Source organism: Nocardioides maradonensis (genome assembly GCF_054777115.1).
Map to the genome: position 1 here is coordinate 97612 of NZ_BAAHAZ010000011.1, position 14162 is coordinate 111773.

General features: G+C 73.4%; 15 protein-coding genes. 3 read left to right on the forward strand and 12 right to left on the reverse strand.

Annotation, left to right across the window (positions count from 1 at the left end; genetic code table 11):
- From ACYVAQ_RS14530 to ACYVAQ_RS14580, 11 genes are all read right to left on the reverse strand, one after another.
- Window positions 1-489, reverse strand: coding sequence for a phosphoribosyltransferase (locus ACYVAQ_RS14530; protein WP_460790783.1), 489 nt, complete (start codon window positions 487-489; stop codon window positions 1-3).
- Window positions 479-1000, reverse strand: a complete 522-nt coding sequence (locus ACYVAQ_RS14535) for a regulatory protein RecX (protein WP_460790785.1) — start codon at window positions 998-1000, stop codon at window positions 479-481. The genes ACYVAQ_RS14530 and ACYVAQ_RS14535 overlap by 11 nt, the downstream gene beginning before the upstream one ends.
- Window positions 1001-1247: 247 nt before the next feature.
- Window positions 1248-2291, reverse strand: coding sequence for a recombinase RecA (gene recA, locus ACYVAQ_RS14540; RefSeq protein WP_460790787.1), 1044 nt, complete (start codon window positions 2289-2291; stop codon window positions 1248-1250).
- Between the two features lie 236 nt (window positions 2292-2527).
- Window positions 2528-2800, reverse strand: a complete 273-nt coding sequence (locus tag ACYVAQ_RS14545; protein WP_460790789.1) for a DUF4242 domain-containing protein — start codon at window positions 2798-2800, stop codon at window positions 2528-2530.
- 86 nt (window positions 2801-2886) lie between these two features.
- Complete coding sequence (locus ACYVAQ_RS14550) at window positions 2887-5466, reverse strand: ATP-binding protein (RefSeq protein ID WP_460790791.1); 2580 nt, start codon at window positions 5464-5466, stop codon at window positions 2887-2889.
- Window positions 5467-5499: 33 nt separating this feature from the next.
- Window positions 5500-5694, reverse strand: coding sequence for a DUF3046 domain-containing protein (locus ACYVAQ_RS14555; RefSeq protein WP_460790793.1), 195 nt, complete (start codon window positions 5692-5694; stop codon window positions 5500-5502).
- Between the two features lie 58 nt (window positions 5695-5752).
- Window positions 5753-6286: a DinB family protein gene (locus ACYVAQ_RS14560; protein ID WP_460790795.1), complete on the reverse strand. Its 534-nt coding sequence runs from the start codon at window positions 6284-6286 to the stop codon at window positions 5753-5755.
- A 64-nt stretch (window positions 6287-6350) separates the two neighbouring features.
- Complete coding sequence (locus ACYVAQ_RS14565) at window positions 6351-7154, reverse strand: ABC transporter permease (protein WP_460790798.1); 804 nt, start codon at window positions 7152-7154, stop codon at window positions 6351-6353.
- Complete coding sequence (locus tag ACYVAQ_RS14570) at window positions 7151-7972, reverse strand: ABC transporter permease (RefSeq protein ID WP_460790800.1); 822 nt, start codon at window positions 7970-7972, stop codon at window positions 7151-7153. Before ACYVAQ_RS14570 ends, ACYVAQ_RS14565 begins: the two co-directional genes overlap by 4 nt.
- Window positions 7972-8910, reverse strand: coding sequence for an ABC transporter ATP-binding protein (locus ACYVAQ_RS14575; protein WP_460790922.1), 939 nt, complete (start codon window positions 8908-8910; stop codon window positions 7972-7974). The genes ACYVAQ_RS14570 and ACYVAQ_RS14575 overlap by 1 nt, the downstream gene beginning before the upstream one ends.
- 19 nt (window positions 8911-8929) lie before the next feature.
- A complete protein-coding gene (locus ACYVAQ_RS14580; RefSeq protein ID WP_460790802.1) occupies window positions 8930-10336 on the reverse strand; it encodes an N-6 DNA methylase in 1407 nt (468 codons plus the stop codon).
- A gap of 17 nt (window positions 10337-10353) precedes the next feature.
- Between ACYVAQ_RS14580 and ACYVAQ_RS14585 the strand changes: the two genes are divergently transcribed.
- Genes ACYVAQ_RS14585 through ACYVAQ_RS14595 form a run of 3 tightly spaced genes read left to right on the forward strand, consistent with a single transcriptional unit; the run spans window position 10354 to window position 12877 of the window.
- Window positions 10354-11637, forward strand: a complete 1284-nt coding sequence (locus ACYVAQ_RS14585) for a nicotinate phosphoribosyltransferase (RefSeq protein ID WP_460790804.1) — start codon at window positions 10354-10356, stop codon at window positions 11635-11637.
- Entirely contained in the window at window positions 11634-12218 is a 585-nt protein-coding gene (locus tag ACYVAQ_RS14590) for an isochorismatase family protein (protein WP_460790806.1), read from the forward strand. Before ACYVAQ_RS14585 ends, ACYVAQ_RS14590 begins: the two co-directional genes overlap by 4 nt.
- On the forward strand, window positions 12218-12877 hold the full coding sequence (locus tag ACYVAQ_RS14595) for an NUDIX hydrolase (RefSeq protein ID WP_460790808.1): 660 nt from the start codon (window positions 12218-12220) through the stop codon (window positions 12875-12877). Before ACYVAQ_RS14590 ends, ACYVAQ_RS14595 begins: the two co-directional genes overlap by 1 nt.
- On the opposite strand, the gene ACYVAQ_RS14600 is transcribed toward ACYVAQ_RS14595, so the two are convergent.
- On the reverse strand, window positions 12852-14153 hold the full coding sequence (locus tag ACYVAQ_RS14600; RefSeq protein ID WP_460790811.1) for an APC family permease: 1302 nt from the start codon (window positions 14151-14153) through the stop codon (window positions 12852-12854). The genes ACYVAQ_RS14595 and ACYVAQ_RS14600 overlap by 26 nt on opposite strands.
- Between the last annotated feature and the right edge of the window lie 9 nt (window positions 14154-14162).

Below are 14162 nucleotides of genomic sequence, written 5' to 3' on the forward strand. Positions count from 1 at the left end.
TTAGCGGCGCACCAGCGGCGGCTGGGACGACCAGGGGAACTCGATCCAGCTCTCGGTCCGGCGCCAGACATACTCGGGGTGGATGACCGTCCAGGGCTTCTCGTAGATCACGGCCGTCCGCGCCTCGGCGACGTGGTCGGCGAAGAAGTCGCGGACGACCTCGAGCGTGCCGCCGGTGTCAGCCACGTCGTCGGCGATGAGGACCTTCATCCCGGTGAGGTCGATGGCGGCCGGGGTCGGCGGCAGCATCATCGGGACGTCCAGGCGCTGGTCGATGCCGGTGTAGAACTCGACGTTGACGGCGGAGAGGTTCTTGACGTCGAGCGCGTAGCCGAGCCCCATCGCGAGACCGAGCCCGCCGCGTGCGACCGCGAGCACGATGTCCGGCTCGTAGCCGTCGTCCACGACCTGCTGGGCGAGGTCGCGGACCGCGGTCCCGAAGAGCTCGTAGGTGAGGGTCTCGCGCTCGGGACCGGCGTCAGTCGTCACCGGGCCATTCTGCCCCGAGCTCCTCACGGACGATCGCGAACGCCATGCCCGAGCCGTAGCCCTTACGGGCGAGCATCCCGACCAGGCGTCGCGTGGCGACCTCCGGCGCGAGACCACCCATGGTGCGCAGCTTCTTGCGGACCAGGGCGCGGGCGGTGTCGGCCTCGTCCTCGCGGTCGACCTCGGCCAGCACCGTCCGCGTCGTCTCGTCGTCGATGCCCTTGCGCCGCAGCTCCTGGGCGAGCGCCGGGCGGGCCAGACCGCGGGTGCGCTGCCGCGAGTCGACCCAAGCCCGGGCGAACGCCTCGTCGTCGATCAGCCCGACCTCCTCGAACCGGTCGAGCAGGCGCACCGCGATCTCCTCGGGCACGTTGCACTTGGCCAGGCGCGCAGCCAGCTCGTGCCGGCTCCGCGCCTGCCCGGTCAGCTGGTCGAGCAGGATCTTCCGGGCCACCTCTTCGTGATCGGCCTCAGGAAGCTCCTCAGGCCCCCGGGTGTCGAACTCCGCCATCAGGTCCACCTCCTCAGGTCGTACCGCCGCTACGCAGGTCTTGCCGCCAGACCAAGGCGGGACCTACGAAGGCCAACTGCGTGCGCGGCAGCGCGGCGCCGCGCGAGCGAGGCCGTGCGCGCGGAGCTCGGTCCCGGAGGGAGCGAGGAACGAGCGACCGGAGGGGGCGAGCTCCGCAAGGACGGCGAGCGAGCATCAGCGGCGACACGCTCGCGCCATCAGATCCGCAGCGGCGACGCGCTCGCGCCTAGAACGAATCTACGCCGATCGGCTCGTCGGAGAGCTCGTCCTCGACGGTCGGCGTGACGCCGAGCTTCTCGAGGATCTTCTTCTCCAGCTCGTTGGCCAGGTCGGGGTTGTCCTTGAGGAAGTTGCGGGCGTTCTCCTTGCCCTGGCCGAGCTGGTCGCCCTCGTAGGTGTACCAAGCACCGGCCTTGCGGACCAGGCCGGCCTCGACGCCGACGTCGATCAGGCCGCCCTCGCGGGAAATGCCCTGGCCGTACATGATGTCGAACTCGGCCTGCTTGAACGGCGGGGCCACCTTGTTCTTGACGACCTTGACCCGGGTGCGGTTGCCGACCATGTCGGTGCCGTCCTTGAGGGTCTCGATGCGGCGCACGTCGAGGCGGACCGAGGAGTAGAACTTCAGCGCGCGACCACCGGTCGTGGTCTCGGGCGAGCCGAACATGACGCCGATCTTCTCGCGCAGCTGGTTGATGAAGATCGCGGTCGTCTTGGACTGGTTGAGCGCACCGGTCATCTTGCGCAGCGCCTGGCTCATCAGGCGGGCCTGCAGACCGACGTGGCTGTCGCCCATCTCGCCCTCGATCTCGGCGCGGGGCACGAGCGCGGCCACGGAGTCGATGACGATCAGGTCGAGCGCGCCGGAGCGGATCAGCATGTCCGCGATCTCGAGCGCCTGCTCACCGGAGTCGGGCTGGCTGACCAGGAGGGCGTCGGTGTCGACGCCCAGGTTCTTCGCGTACTCCGGGTCGAGCGCGTGCTCGGCGTCGATGAACGCCACGATGCCGCCCGCGCGCTGGGCGTTGGCCACCGCGTGCAGGGCGACCGTCGTCTTTCCGGAGGACTCCGGACCGTAGATCTCCACGACCCGGCCACGCGGCAGGCCACCGATGCCGAGGGCGACGTCGAGCGCGATGGCGCCGGTCGGAATGACGTCGAGAGGTGCGCGGGTGTCGTCACCCAGGCGCATGATCGAGCCCTTGCCGTAGGCCTTCTCGATGTTGAGCAGTGCGGTGTCCAGTGCCTTGAAGCGGTCGTCGCCAGCCATGGGAGATCTCCTTGATCCGTGGTGTGGGCCAGGTACATCGGCGACGCTAGAGCGAGGTCCCGACACAGCCTGATCAGCCGGGTCGTGGTTGTGGACGAGCTCGTCCGACGTCGTACCTGTGGACAGGAAGTGGTCCCTGTCGTTACGGATGAGACTAGACGAACATCTGTTCGACGCACGGCAAGGCGGACCGGCGTGTCGCGCCGGCCGTCCCCACCACGACCGGCGCGGGCCCGTCACTCGCCGGTCATCGGGTCGATGACCCGGCCGACCTCCCGGATGTTCGTGACCGGGAAGCCGCCGGCCGCGGCGTGCTCGCGCACCGCCTCGGGGCTCTCGGCGATGTACACGCAGGTGATGGCGTCGTCGGTGACGTAGCTCTGCACCCAGTGGGCGCGGCCCGCCATGGTGGACAGCACGTCGTTGGACTTCTGCGAGATGGCCTGGATCTCCTCGTCGCTGAGCTTGCCGGCTCCGGGCAGCTCGCGCTCGATCAGGTAGCGGGGCATGTCTTCCTCCTGGGATGGCGGGATGGGTGGTACGTCGTGCACCCACGCTCGCACCACACCGCCACCCCTCACATCGGGCAGATGCCCTATGTCTGGCCCGGGTCCGGGACCAGGCCGAGCCGGGTCGCGGCAGCCGCGGCCTCGGTCCGGTTGGCCACCCCGAGCTTCGCCAGGATGTGGGACACGTGGTGCCCGACGGTCTTCACGCTCAGGTGGGCGCGCTCGGCGATCTCGGGGTTGCTCAGCCCGCCGGCCACCAGCGCCAGCACGTCGAGCTCGCGGGCGGTCAGCCCGGCCGTGTTGCCGCGGGTCGTCGCGTTGGGGCCGCGGGGCACGGGCCGGCCCGCCGCACGCCGCGCCTCGACCAGTCGCTGCGCGGCCGGCCGGGCACCGACCCGCTGGAGCAGGTCGAGCGCCTCGAGCTGGTCCTCGTCGAGAGAGCTGCAGGCGAGCGCGTCGGCGGCGTCGTACCGGCACCCCAGCGCGCGCCAGGCACGTGCCGCGTCGGCGGGACGGCCGGCCAGGGAGAGCGCGTAGGGCTCCGCGAGCTCCCCCGTCACCTCGGTGGGTACGCCGGCGCGGACCGCCCACCAGGTCAGCTCCCCCGTCGCCCAGGGCTGGTCGAGCCCGCGGGCCAGGTCCAGCACGTCCACCACCAGCGGCACCTCGTCCTGCACCCGCCCGGCGAGCCAGGCAGCCTCGGCGCGCGCCGCCGCGACCGGCCAGAGCCGCTGCAGGTGGCCGGTCGGCCGCGCGAGCTCGAGCGCCTCGTCGAGCGGCGACCACGGGTCGGGGTCGCCGCGCCGCGCGCGCAGCCGGCCGAGCGCGGCGAGGGCGGTCAGCCTCGTCACGCCGGTGGTGCGCGGTGCCGCGAGCAGGCCCGACAGCAGCACGGTCGCCTCGTCCCAGCGGCCGATCTCGACGAGGCAGCGCCCGAGCCACGCCCGGGCGTAGCTGCCGCGGCCGTGGACCTGGTGGGCGTCGGCGTACTCGATGCACCGGTGCAGCGCGGGGATCGCGCCGTCGTACTCCCGGATCTCGCCGCCGCCGCAGCCGACCTGGCTCAGGCCGTGCGCCACGAGGCCGGCGGCGCCGAGCGACCGCGCCCCCTCGATACCGGCCTCGACGCGCTCGAAGCCGTCCGCGTCGCCGGCCATGAACAGGGCCACCCCGCTCTGGATCTGCGCGTAGGCGAGGGTGTGGGCGTCGCCCGCGTCGACGGCGAGGGACATCGCCCGGTCACCCCACTCCCGCGCCGCACGCAGCCGGCGGCTCAGCATGAGCAGCGAGCACCGCTGGGCGTAGGCGAGGGCGAGCTCGGGCGCCGACTCCTCCCCGTCCAGGAGCGTGATGGCGTCGTCGAGCCGCGCCGACGCCTCCCCCAGACGTCCGGCCATGCTGAGCGGGTTCCAGGCGCGGAGCTGGAGCCGCGCGGCGGTACGTCGGTCCGGGGCCAGCGCGCGTGCCTCGTCGTACGCGTCGACGGAGCGGGCGTGGTCACCGACCTCGTCGAGCAGACCGCCGACGCGCGCGAGGAGCGCGCAGCGCTCGGCGACGGGAAGCGAGCTGCCGACCCGGAGCGCCAGCTCCAGGTGGGCGATCGCCTCGCGCCGGGCGCCGGCTACCTCGGCGCGGTCGGCCGCCGCCGGGGCGTGCCGGACCATGGCGACCGTGTCCCCGGCCTCGACGGCGTGGTGGACCGCGAGCGCCTCGTCGACCGGCACCATCGCCTCGACCAGGCGCAACGCCTCGGCGTGCAGCCGGCGGCGGTCCGCGCTGTGCAGGGCGTCGGCGACAGCAAGCCGCGCCAGCTCGTGCCGGAAGGCCAGCCGCCCACCGTCCTCGACGAGCAGGCCGTCGTCGACCGCCAGGTCGAGGCCGTCCGGATCGGCGCCCAGCTGCTCGGCCACCGTGCGCTCGACGGAGCCCGGGAACACCGCGACCGTCTCGGCCGCGCTGATCGCCGGCCCGCTCAGCCGGTGCAACCGGACCAGCACCGCGTCGCGGACCGTGTCCGGCAGGGCCTCGGGCGCAGCCAGGCACTCGGTGACGAAGAACGCGTTCCCGCCGGTACGCCGGTGCAGGGACTCCGCCGCCACGCCGTGGCCCTCCGCGGCGACCAGCTCCGCGACCCCGCGGACGCTCAGTGGAGGGACGGCCACCCGCAGCGGCGCCGCGCCCGCCAGGTCGCCCAGGACCAGGGCGAGGGGCGACCCGCGCCGTACCTCGTCGCTGCGGTAGGTCACGGCGAGCACGGCACCGGTCGTCGCGACCCGACGGCCCAGGAAGAGCAGCAGGTCGACGGTGGCGTCGTCGGCCCAGTGCGCGTCCTCGACCACGGCGACCGGCCGCAGCCGCTCGAGGGTCGCGAGGGTGCGCTCGAGGACCTCGGACAGCGGCGCTCCCGCACGGATCCGCTCGACCAGGTCAGGATCGGCGGCCCGTCCCCAGTCCAGGACCGGCCCGAGCGGACGGGCGGTCCGGAGGCTGTCGCAGCCGCCCCACAGGACCGGGCGGTCGCCGAGGACCGCCACCTCTGCGGTCCACTCCCGGAGCAGCGAGGTCTTGCCGGAGCCGGCCTCGGCCGCGACCAGCACCAAGCGGCCCTCGTCGCCACCGAGGGCAGAGCGCAGCAACCCGAGCTGGGCCTCGCGCTCGACCAGCATGGGCTGATCGTAGGCCGCTGGCGCGCTGCGGGTTCAGCGTTCGGAGGCAGGAAGGTCGAGCATCTCCCAGACCGCGCGCCAGACCTCCTTGGTCGACCAGCCGTCGGCCAGGGCCTGCTCGGCGGTGCGGCCGTCGAGGGCGGCCATCACCACGGTGCTCGCCCAGGTGCGGGAGTACGACGGACCCAGGTGGTGGTCCATCCGCTCCCAGAACTCCGTGTGCCGCACGAGTCCATCGTTGCAGGTGGGGTGGTTTCGATACGCCGCCGCTCGTCCCTCGCGGCGGCTACTCAACCACCGGCAAGCCCCTCAGGTCCCACCGGTGGTGGACCAGGTCGTGCAGCTGGTAGCGGCCGAGGGTGGTGACGGTGAAGACGCTGCCGTTGCTGCGCCGGCCCGGGCGGTCCCACTGGTCCGCGGCCACGCTCTCGTAGGCGCTCGCGGCCGCCTCCGCGGCCGCTGCCAGCTCCGGCGCCACGGCGGCAGCGGTCTGCAGGTCGTAGCGCTCGGCGAGCGCGGTCTCGTCCTGGTCCCAGTTGGCGAAGAGCGGGTCGTCCTCGGTCAGCATGAGCGCGAGCCGCTCGGTGAACACGCGGTGCACGTCGCGGACGTGGCAGGCGTACTCGACCGGCGACCACACGCCCGGCTCGGGCCGTGCTTCCACGCCCTCCCGGGTCAGTGCCTGCGCCCAGAACGCCGCGTTGGCGCGGATCGCGCCGGCGATCTCCGCACCGCCCACCGCGGAGGCGTCGAACCCGCACTCCGGGCAGGCCTTCTCGAGGACCCAGGTCCAGTCCTTGGTGTCAGGTGCGATCGTCACGCACCCAGGATCGCGGACGGCAGGATCCGGGCGACACGCGGTTTCCTGCCAAGCACCGGGGAGATCAGGTCAGGAGCAGGGTCTCCAGGCGGCGTCGTACGACGGCGAGACCGGCCAGGCCCAGGGCGACCAGGTAGACCACCGAGATCAGCGAGGCCCAGCCGGGGGTTCCGAGGGTGAGCTCACGGCAGAGCACCACGCCCCGGTAGAGCGGCGTGCACTCGACGACCCAGCGCAGCGCGCCGTGGTAGGTCGTGACCGGGAAGAACGTGGCCGAGAACAGGAAGAGGGGCAGCTGGACCAGGGTGATCTTGTCGAAGTCCTGGAAGCTGCGCATGTACGTCGTGGCCGCCATGCACACGGCGCTGCAGGCGAACCCGATCAGCAGCGCGGCCGGCAGCGCCAGCACGGCCCACCACGACTGCACGAGCCCCATGGCGACCATGACCAGCAGGAAGGCGGCGGCGTAGACACCGCCGCGGACCTGGCCCCACGCGATCTCGCCGCGCGCGACGTCGGCGGGCGTGAGCGGGGTCGCGAGCATCTGGTCGTAGAGCTTGACGTACCGCAGCTTGAAGAAGACGTTGTACGACGAGTCGATGAGCGCCCCGTTGAAGGCGGAGGTGGCAAGCATCGCCGGCGCCACGAAGGCGCTGTAGGAGACGTGGTGGCCCTGGAACACGAAGCCGCCGACGAGCGCTCCGACGCCGATGCCGATCGAGAGCAGGTAGAAGAAGGGCTCGAGGAAGCCGGTCAGGAACAGCTTCCAGGCGCGCCGGTAGACGACGAAGTTGCGGTAGACCAGCAGCCGGAGGGCGGCGAACGGGCGGAGCGGCTGGGCGGCGGCGCCGGGCGAGAGGACGCTCATGTGATCATCCGCCGCTCGAGACCGGAGACCGCCCAGCGCCAGCCGGCGGCCACGAGCGCGACCAGCACGGCCGCGTTGACGCCCGCGATCCACCAGGTGACGTGGTCGAGGGTGAGCATCCGGGACAGGTTCACTCCCTGCCACAGCGGGGTGCAGCGGGCGATCGCAGCGCCGACGTGACCGAGGTTGCTGACCGGGAAGAAGGCGCCGGAGAAGAGGAAGAGCGGGAAGACGCCGAGCCGGAAGATCAGCCCGAAGCCCTCCTCGTTCTGCAGCCGCGCGGAGATCCCGTAGATCCACACGGCGAAGGCCATCCCGACAGCGACCTGGGTGAGCCAGGCGAGCACCGCGCCCCACCAGGTCGCGTAGACGCCGAAGGGTGCCATCACCAGCGAGTAGATGCCGGTGGCCGCGGCGAGGTGCAGCGCGACCGTGGCGAGGTGCGCCCCCACGACGTGCCGCGCCTCCAGCGGCGTCGCGAACATCGCCCGGTACGTCGGGCGCCATTTGATCATGCCCATCACCGGGTACGTCGTCTCGCCGACCGCGAGCTGCATGGCGTGCGCCGCGATCAGGCCGGGCACCACGAACGCCAGGTAGGAGTGGGCGCCCTCGAGCCGCGCGGGGTCGGCGTGGATGAACCCGCCGAGCAGCACGCCCATCGCGAGCACGTAGAGGAACGGGCTCAGGAAGGAGGTCGCCAGCACCCCGCGCCAGGTACGCCGCCAGAGGATGCCCCAGTAGTCGGCCTGCCGCAGGATGCCGTCGCTCAGCCGGAGGGTCTCGACAGGCTCGACCACCTTCGGGGAGGCAGCCATCAGTCCACCAGCGTCCGGCCGGTCAGGCGCAGGAAGACGTCCTCGAGGGTGGAGCGCCGCACGAGCGAGGCGACGGGCCGGAGCCCCCGCTCGAGAGCAGCGGCCAGCACTGCCTCGCCGTCCTCGGCGTACACCAGGATCCGGTCGGGCAGGACCTCCAGCCGGTCGCCGAGGTCGGCGATCTTCTCGGCGATGACCTCGTTGTCGTCGGCGCCCTCGCCGACCGGGAAGCGGAGCTCGGCGACCTCGCGGGTGGAGTAGCGCCGGATCAGGTCGAGCGGCGCGCCCTCGGCGACGATGAGGCCCTTGTCCATGACGACGAGCCGGTCGCACAGCTGCTCGGCCTCGTCCATGTAGTGGGTGGTGATGACGAGGGTGACGCCGGCCTGCTTGAGCCGGAAGAGCTGGTCCCACAGCAGGTGGCGGGCCTGCGGGTCGAGGCCCGTGGTCGGCTCGTCCAGCAGCAGCAGGTCGGGGCGGTTGATCAGCGAACGGGCGATGGTGAGCCGGCGCTTCATGCCGCCCGACAGCTCCTCCACCCGGTCCTTCGCCCGCTCGGTGAGCTTGGCGAACTCCAGCAGCTCCTCGGCGCGCTCCTTGACCACCGCGCGGGGCAGCCCGAAGTACCGCCCGTAGATGAAGAGGTTCTCGAAGACGTTGAGCTCGGCGTCGAGGGTGTCCTCCTGCGGGCAGACGCCGATCCGCGCGCGGATCGACGGCCCGTCGGTGGCGGGGTCCATGCCGAGGATGCGCAGCTCTCCCCCGCTGATCGGCGACACGGCGGCCACCATCCGCATGGTCGAGGACTTGCCGGCGCCGTTGGGCCCGAGGAACCCGAAGGCCTCACCCTTGGTCACGGTGACGTCGATGCCCCGGACCGCCTCGAACGCGCGCTCCCCCTCGCCGAAGGTCTTGCGCAGGCCCCGAGCCTCGATCATGGCGTCCACCCGACCGACCCTAGACGGAGCCACGGACAGCCCGGCGGAGCCACCAGTCGACGAGCCCGTCGTCGATGCCGTAGGCGCGGGTCATCAGCCGGCCGATCTCGGCCAGGCTGCCGCCCTCGGCGGCCAGCGCCGCCGCCTCGTCCCAGGCCACCTCGTCGGTCGGGAGCGGCAGCGCCGCGAGCTGCTTCGCGCTCACCTTGAGCGACCCGGGCGTGAGGCCGGTGCCGAGGTAGCGCGCGGCCGCATGGGCGACGACGGGCGGCGCGAGCGTGACGGCCAGCAGGCGCCACAGGTCCGCCGGGTCGTGCGGTACGACGGACACGACCGGCACCGAGGGCAGCAGCTCGCCCGCGGGGTCGGCGACGGCCTCGATGACCCGGCCCTGACCCGCGACGAGCAGCTTCGGGACGAGCCGCGAGCGCGCCCAGGCCCGGAGCGGGTCGGGGAGGTCGGCGGGCCGAACCGCGGGGGCGTCGTACCGCCGGCGCGCGAAGCGCGTGGGGGTCGATCCCCAGCCGCACACCATCGGGTCGATGAGGCCGGTGGTGACCAGGGCGACCTCGCCCTCGCGCAGCCCGTCGCGAGCGTCACGGACGTGCGGCACCAGTCCGTAGTACTGGTCGCGGAAGTCGGCCGTGCACGTGGCCAGCTCCGCGACCGTGCGGGGTCCGGCGACGACCACCGGCGGGATGCCGAAGGTGGGGGCGGCCAGCAAGCCCCAGTCGTCGGGACCGGGGCCGCCGCTGCCGCCCACCCGGACGACCGGGACGCAGGTCAGCACCGAGGTGTCGGCGAAGACCGGGGTCGGCGAGCACCAGAAGTCGATGACGGCGCCGCGGGCGGCGACCGCGGCCCGGACCGGCCCGGCGTCGCGGGCGGCGAGGACCGACAAGGGCTGCACCAGGGCGACCGTCCCGCCGCCCCCCACCAGCCCGAGCGCGTGGTGCAGGAACGCGGCGCTGGTGTCGGTGTAGGCGCCGAGCCCGCCTGTGGCCCCCGCCGTACGCCGCCGCAGCTGGCCGAGGAACGGCGGGTTGCCCACGACGGCGTCGAAGACCTCGCCCTCCCAGGCGACGAGGCCGTCGGCGTACCGGACGTGCTCGGCGAGCTCCGCCTCGGCGAGGGTCGGGTCGAGGGCGCGCAGCCGCGACCGCGCGACGAGGACCGCCTGCTCGTCCAGGTCGCTCCCCCACACCGCTCGCGCGCCGACCCTCTCGGCCGCCGCGACCAGGAAGTGCCCGGTGCCGCACGCGGGGTCGAGGACCCGCGTGGTTGCAGGGGAAACGGCCCGGTCGAGCACCCACTCCACGAGCGAGGCCGGGGTGTAGAAGGCGCCCCGTCCGCGTCGCCCCGGGTCGGCCGCGAGACCCCGCTCGTAGTCGGCCGCGACCTCCTCGGCCCGAGCGCGCGCGTCCACCTGAGCAGAATAGGGGTGTGAGGGACCGCAGCGGACTGTTCACCGATCGCTACGAGCTGACCATGCTCGACTCCTGGGTGCGCGACGGCAGCGCCGGGCACCCGGCGGTCTTCGAGGCGTTCGCACGGCGCCTGCCGGAGGGGCGTCGCTACGGGATACTCGCCGGCCTCGGCCGCCTGCTCCCTCTGATCGAGGAGTTCACCTTCTCCCCCGACGAGGTCGACTGGCTGGTCGAGCAGGGCGCCATCAGCGGGCTGACCGCCGGCTACCTGCGCGACTTCCGCTTCCGCGGCGACGTCGACGGGTACGCCGAGGGCGACCTCTACTTCCCCGGCAGCCCGGTCCTCACCGTGACCGGCACGCTCGGCGAGTGCGTCGTGCTCGAGACGCTCGTGCTCAGCGTCCTCAACCACGACACCGCCATCGCCAGCGCGGCCGCCCGGATGGTCGACGCGGCGGACGGCCGGCCGCTGATCGAGATGGGCAGCCGGCGTACCCACGAGGAGGCGGCGGTCGCCAGCGCGCGGGCCGCCTACCTCGCGGGGTTCGCGTCGACGAGCAACCTGGCGGCGGGGCTGCGCCACGGCGTACCCACCGTCGGCACGGCCGCGCACGCCTTCACCCTCGCGCACACCAGCGAGGAGGAGGCGTTCCGCAGCCAGGTCGAGGCGCTCGGCGTCGGCACCACGCTGCTCGTCGACACCTACGACATCGCCGAGGGCATCCGCACGGCCGTCAAGGTCGCCGGCCCCGAGCTGGGCGCGATCCGGATCGACTCCGGCGACCTCGCCGAGGAGTCCGCGAAGGCGCGCGCCCTGCTCGACGACCTCGGCGCCGTCGGCACCCGGATCGTCGTCACCAGCGACCTGGACGAGTTCGTCATCACCGCCCTCGCCGACGCGCCGATCGACGGCTACGGCGTCGGCACCCGCCTCGTCACCGGGTCGGGCCACCCGACCGCGAGCATGGTCTACAAGCTCGTCGCCGTGGCCGACTCGCCCGACGGGGCGCTCCGACCGGTGGAGAAGAAGGCCGTCGGCAAGGCGTCGGCCGGCGGCCGCAAGCACGTCGTCCGGGAGTACGACGGCGCGACCCTGGTCGCCGAGCGGACCACCCTGCGGCCCGGCTCCGACGCCTCGCCGCAGGTGCCGCTGGTCCGCGGCGGCGAGGTCGTGCACCGACCGACCCTGGCCGCGGTCCGCGACCACGCCGCGGCCGCCCTCGCCAGCCTTCCCCCCACTGCCCGCGAGGTCGCCGCGGGCGCGCCCTACCTGACCGTCGAGCTGGAGGAGGACCGATGAGCAGAGCACTGATCGTCGTGGACGTGCAGAACGACTTCGTCGAGGGAGGTTCCCTCGGGGTGGCGGGCGGCAAGGACGTCGCCACCGCCATCACCGCCCACCTCGCGGTGCACGCGGACGAGTACGCCGTGGTCGCGGCGTCGCGCGACTGGCACCACGCACCCGTCGACGGGGAGACCAACGGCGGCCACTTCGCCGCACCCGGCACCGACCCCGACTTCGCCGGCACCTGGCCGGTGCACTGCGTGGCCGGCGAGCACGGCTCGGCGTACGCACCCGAGCTGGACACCCACGCCGTCACGCACCACGTCACGAAGGGCATGGGCGTGCCGGCGTACTCGGCGTTCGAGGGGGTGACCGAGGCGGGTGAGCGGCTCGTCGACGTGCTCCGCGACGCCGGCGTGACCGAGGTCGACGTCACCGGCATCGCGACCGACTACTGCGTGCGGGCGACGGCTCTCGACGCGCGGGCCGCGGGGTTCGACGTACGACTGCTGGGCGGGCTGCACGCGGGCGTCGCGCCCGAGACGTCCGAGCAGGCTCTCGAGGAGATGGCGGCGGCCGGCGTGGAGGTCCGCTGATGTACACCACCAAGTACCCGCCGTTCGCCGTCGTCGTCGACATCGCGCTCTTCACCATCCGCGACGGGCGGCTGTCGGTGCTGCTCATCGAGCGCGCCCGCGACCCGCACGCCGGCGCCTGGGCGCTGCCCGGCGGCTTCGTCGACCCCGACGAGGACGCCGAGTCCGCAGCCTGGCGCGAGCTCGAGGAGGAGACCGGCCTGGCGAAGTTCCCCGGCCACCTCGAGCAGCTGAGGACCTACACCGCGCCCGACCGCGACCCCCGGATGCGCACCGTCTCGGTGGCCCACGTCGCGTTCGCGCCCGGCCTTCCCGACCCCGCCGCCGGTGACGACGCGGCCGACGCCCGCTGGTGGGACGTGGCCGACCTGCCGGACCTCGCGTTCGACCACGGCGAGATCCTGGCCGACGCGGTCGAGCGGGTGCGGGCGAAGCTGGAGTACACGACGCTGGCGTCCGAGTTCGTCACCGAGCCGTTCACGCTGCCCGAGCTGCGCCAGGTGTACGCCGCCGTGTGGGGCACGCCCCCGGACCTCGGCACGTTCCGGCGCAAGGTCCTCGGCACCGCCGGCTTCGTGGTGCCGGTGGGCGGCGACGGCGCCACGCACTACCGCCGTGGCCCGGCGACCGCGATCAGGCCGCCGATGTACCGCGACTGACCCGGCCGCGCCAGGCCATCCAGCCCACACCGGCGAGGCCGCTGGCGAAGGGCACGAGGACCGGGATGCCGGTCAGCACCACGAGCCCGACCGAGGCGACGAAGGACACCACGGCGGCCGCGCGGGGCCAACCGGCCGGGAGCAGCCGCACGGCGGCGGCCGTGCCGACGACGTACACGAGCGCGAAGGTGCCGGTGGTGACGAGCAGGGTGGCGTCGGTGGGGCGACCGAGCAGCGCCTCCCCGACCGTCACACCGAGGCCTCCGGCGGCGACCACGAGGAGGGCGCGGCGCGGCGTCGACGACCCGGCGCGCAGGTCGGCGCCGAGCCACGCCGGCATCGCACCGGCCAGCGAGAGCGCCCCGCCGAGCCGGGAGGCGCCTGCGAAGTAGGAGTTGATCGCGCCGACCGTCAGGAGCACCGCGATCACGGTCGTGATCGGACGGGCCCAGCCGCCGACCGCGCCGGCCAGCAGGTCGGCGAGCGGCGCGCGACCGGCGTGCTCCCCGAGGACCGCGACCGTCACGAAGGCGATGCCCAGGTAGAGGACCGTGACCACACCGAGGGTGATCGCGGTGGCGCGCGTGATGTCGCGCGCGGGGTGGGCGTACTCCGCCGACAGGGAGCTGACGATCTCCCACCCGGCGAACGCCCAGACCAGCAGGGCGGCCGCCGACCCGACCCCGGACCAGCCGTGCGGCAGGAAGGGCGTCAGGTTCGCGCTGTCGACGCGGGGCAGCGACACCAGGATCGCGGCCAGCAGCAGGGTGGCGATGACGGCCGCGATGCCGAGCTGGACGCGGGCCGAGACCCGGATGCCGTACCAGTTCATCACCGTGACGAGCAGGATCACCGCGGCCGTCACGGCCACCTCGGTACGACGACCGCCACCGACCGCGTCCGCGACGTACGACGCCGCGAAGCCCGCGGCCACCGGCGCACCGATCGGGATGGCCACGAAGAACGCCCAACCGACCAGGCTGGCGGCCCGCTCGCCGAACGCGAGCCGGGCGTAGGTCGACACCCCGCCACCGTCCGGGTGCCGGGCGCCGAGCGCGGCGAAGGTGGCCGCGAGCGGCACCGAGATCAGCAGCAGCGCTCCCCAGGCGAGCAGCGATGCCGGGCCGGCCGCGCGGTCGGCGAGGGCGGGCAACGAGATGACGCCGGTGCCGAGGACCGCCGCGAGGGTGAGGGCCGTGCCCTGCAGGACGGACAGGCCGGTGGGTGGGATCGGCGCGGCCTGCGGGAGGTCGGCCGGCTCTGCGGCGGTGGTCACGGGCAGATC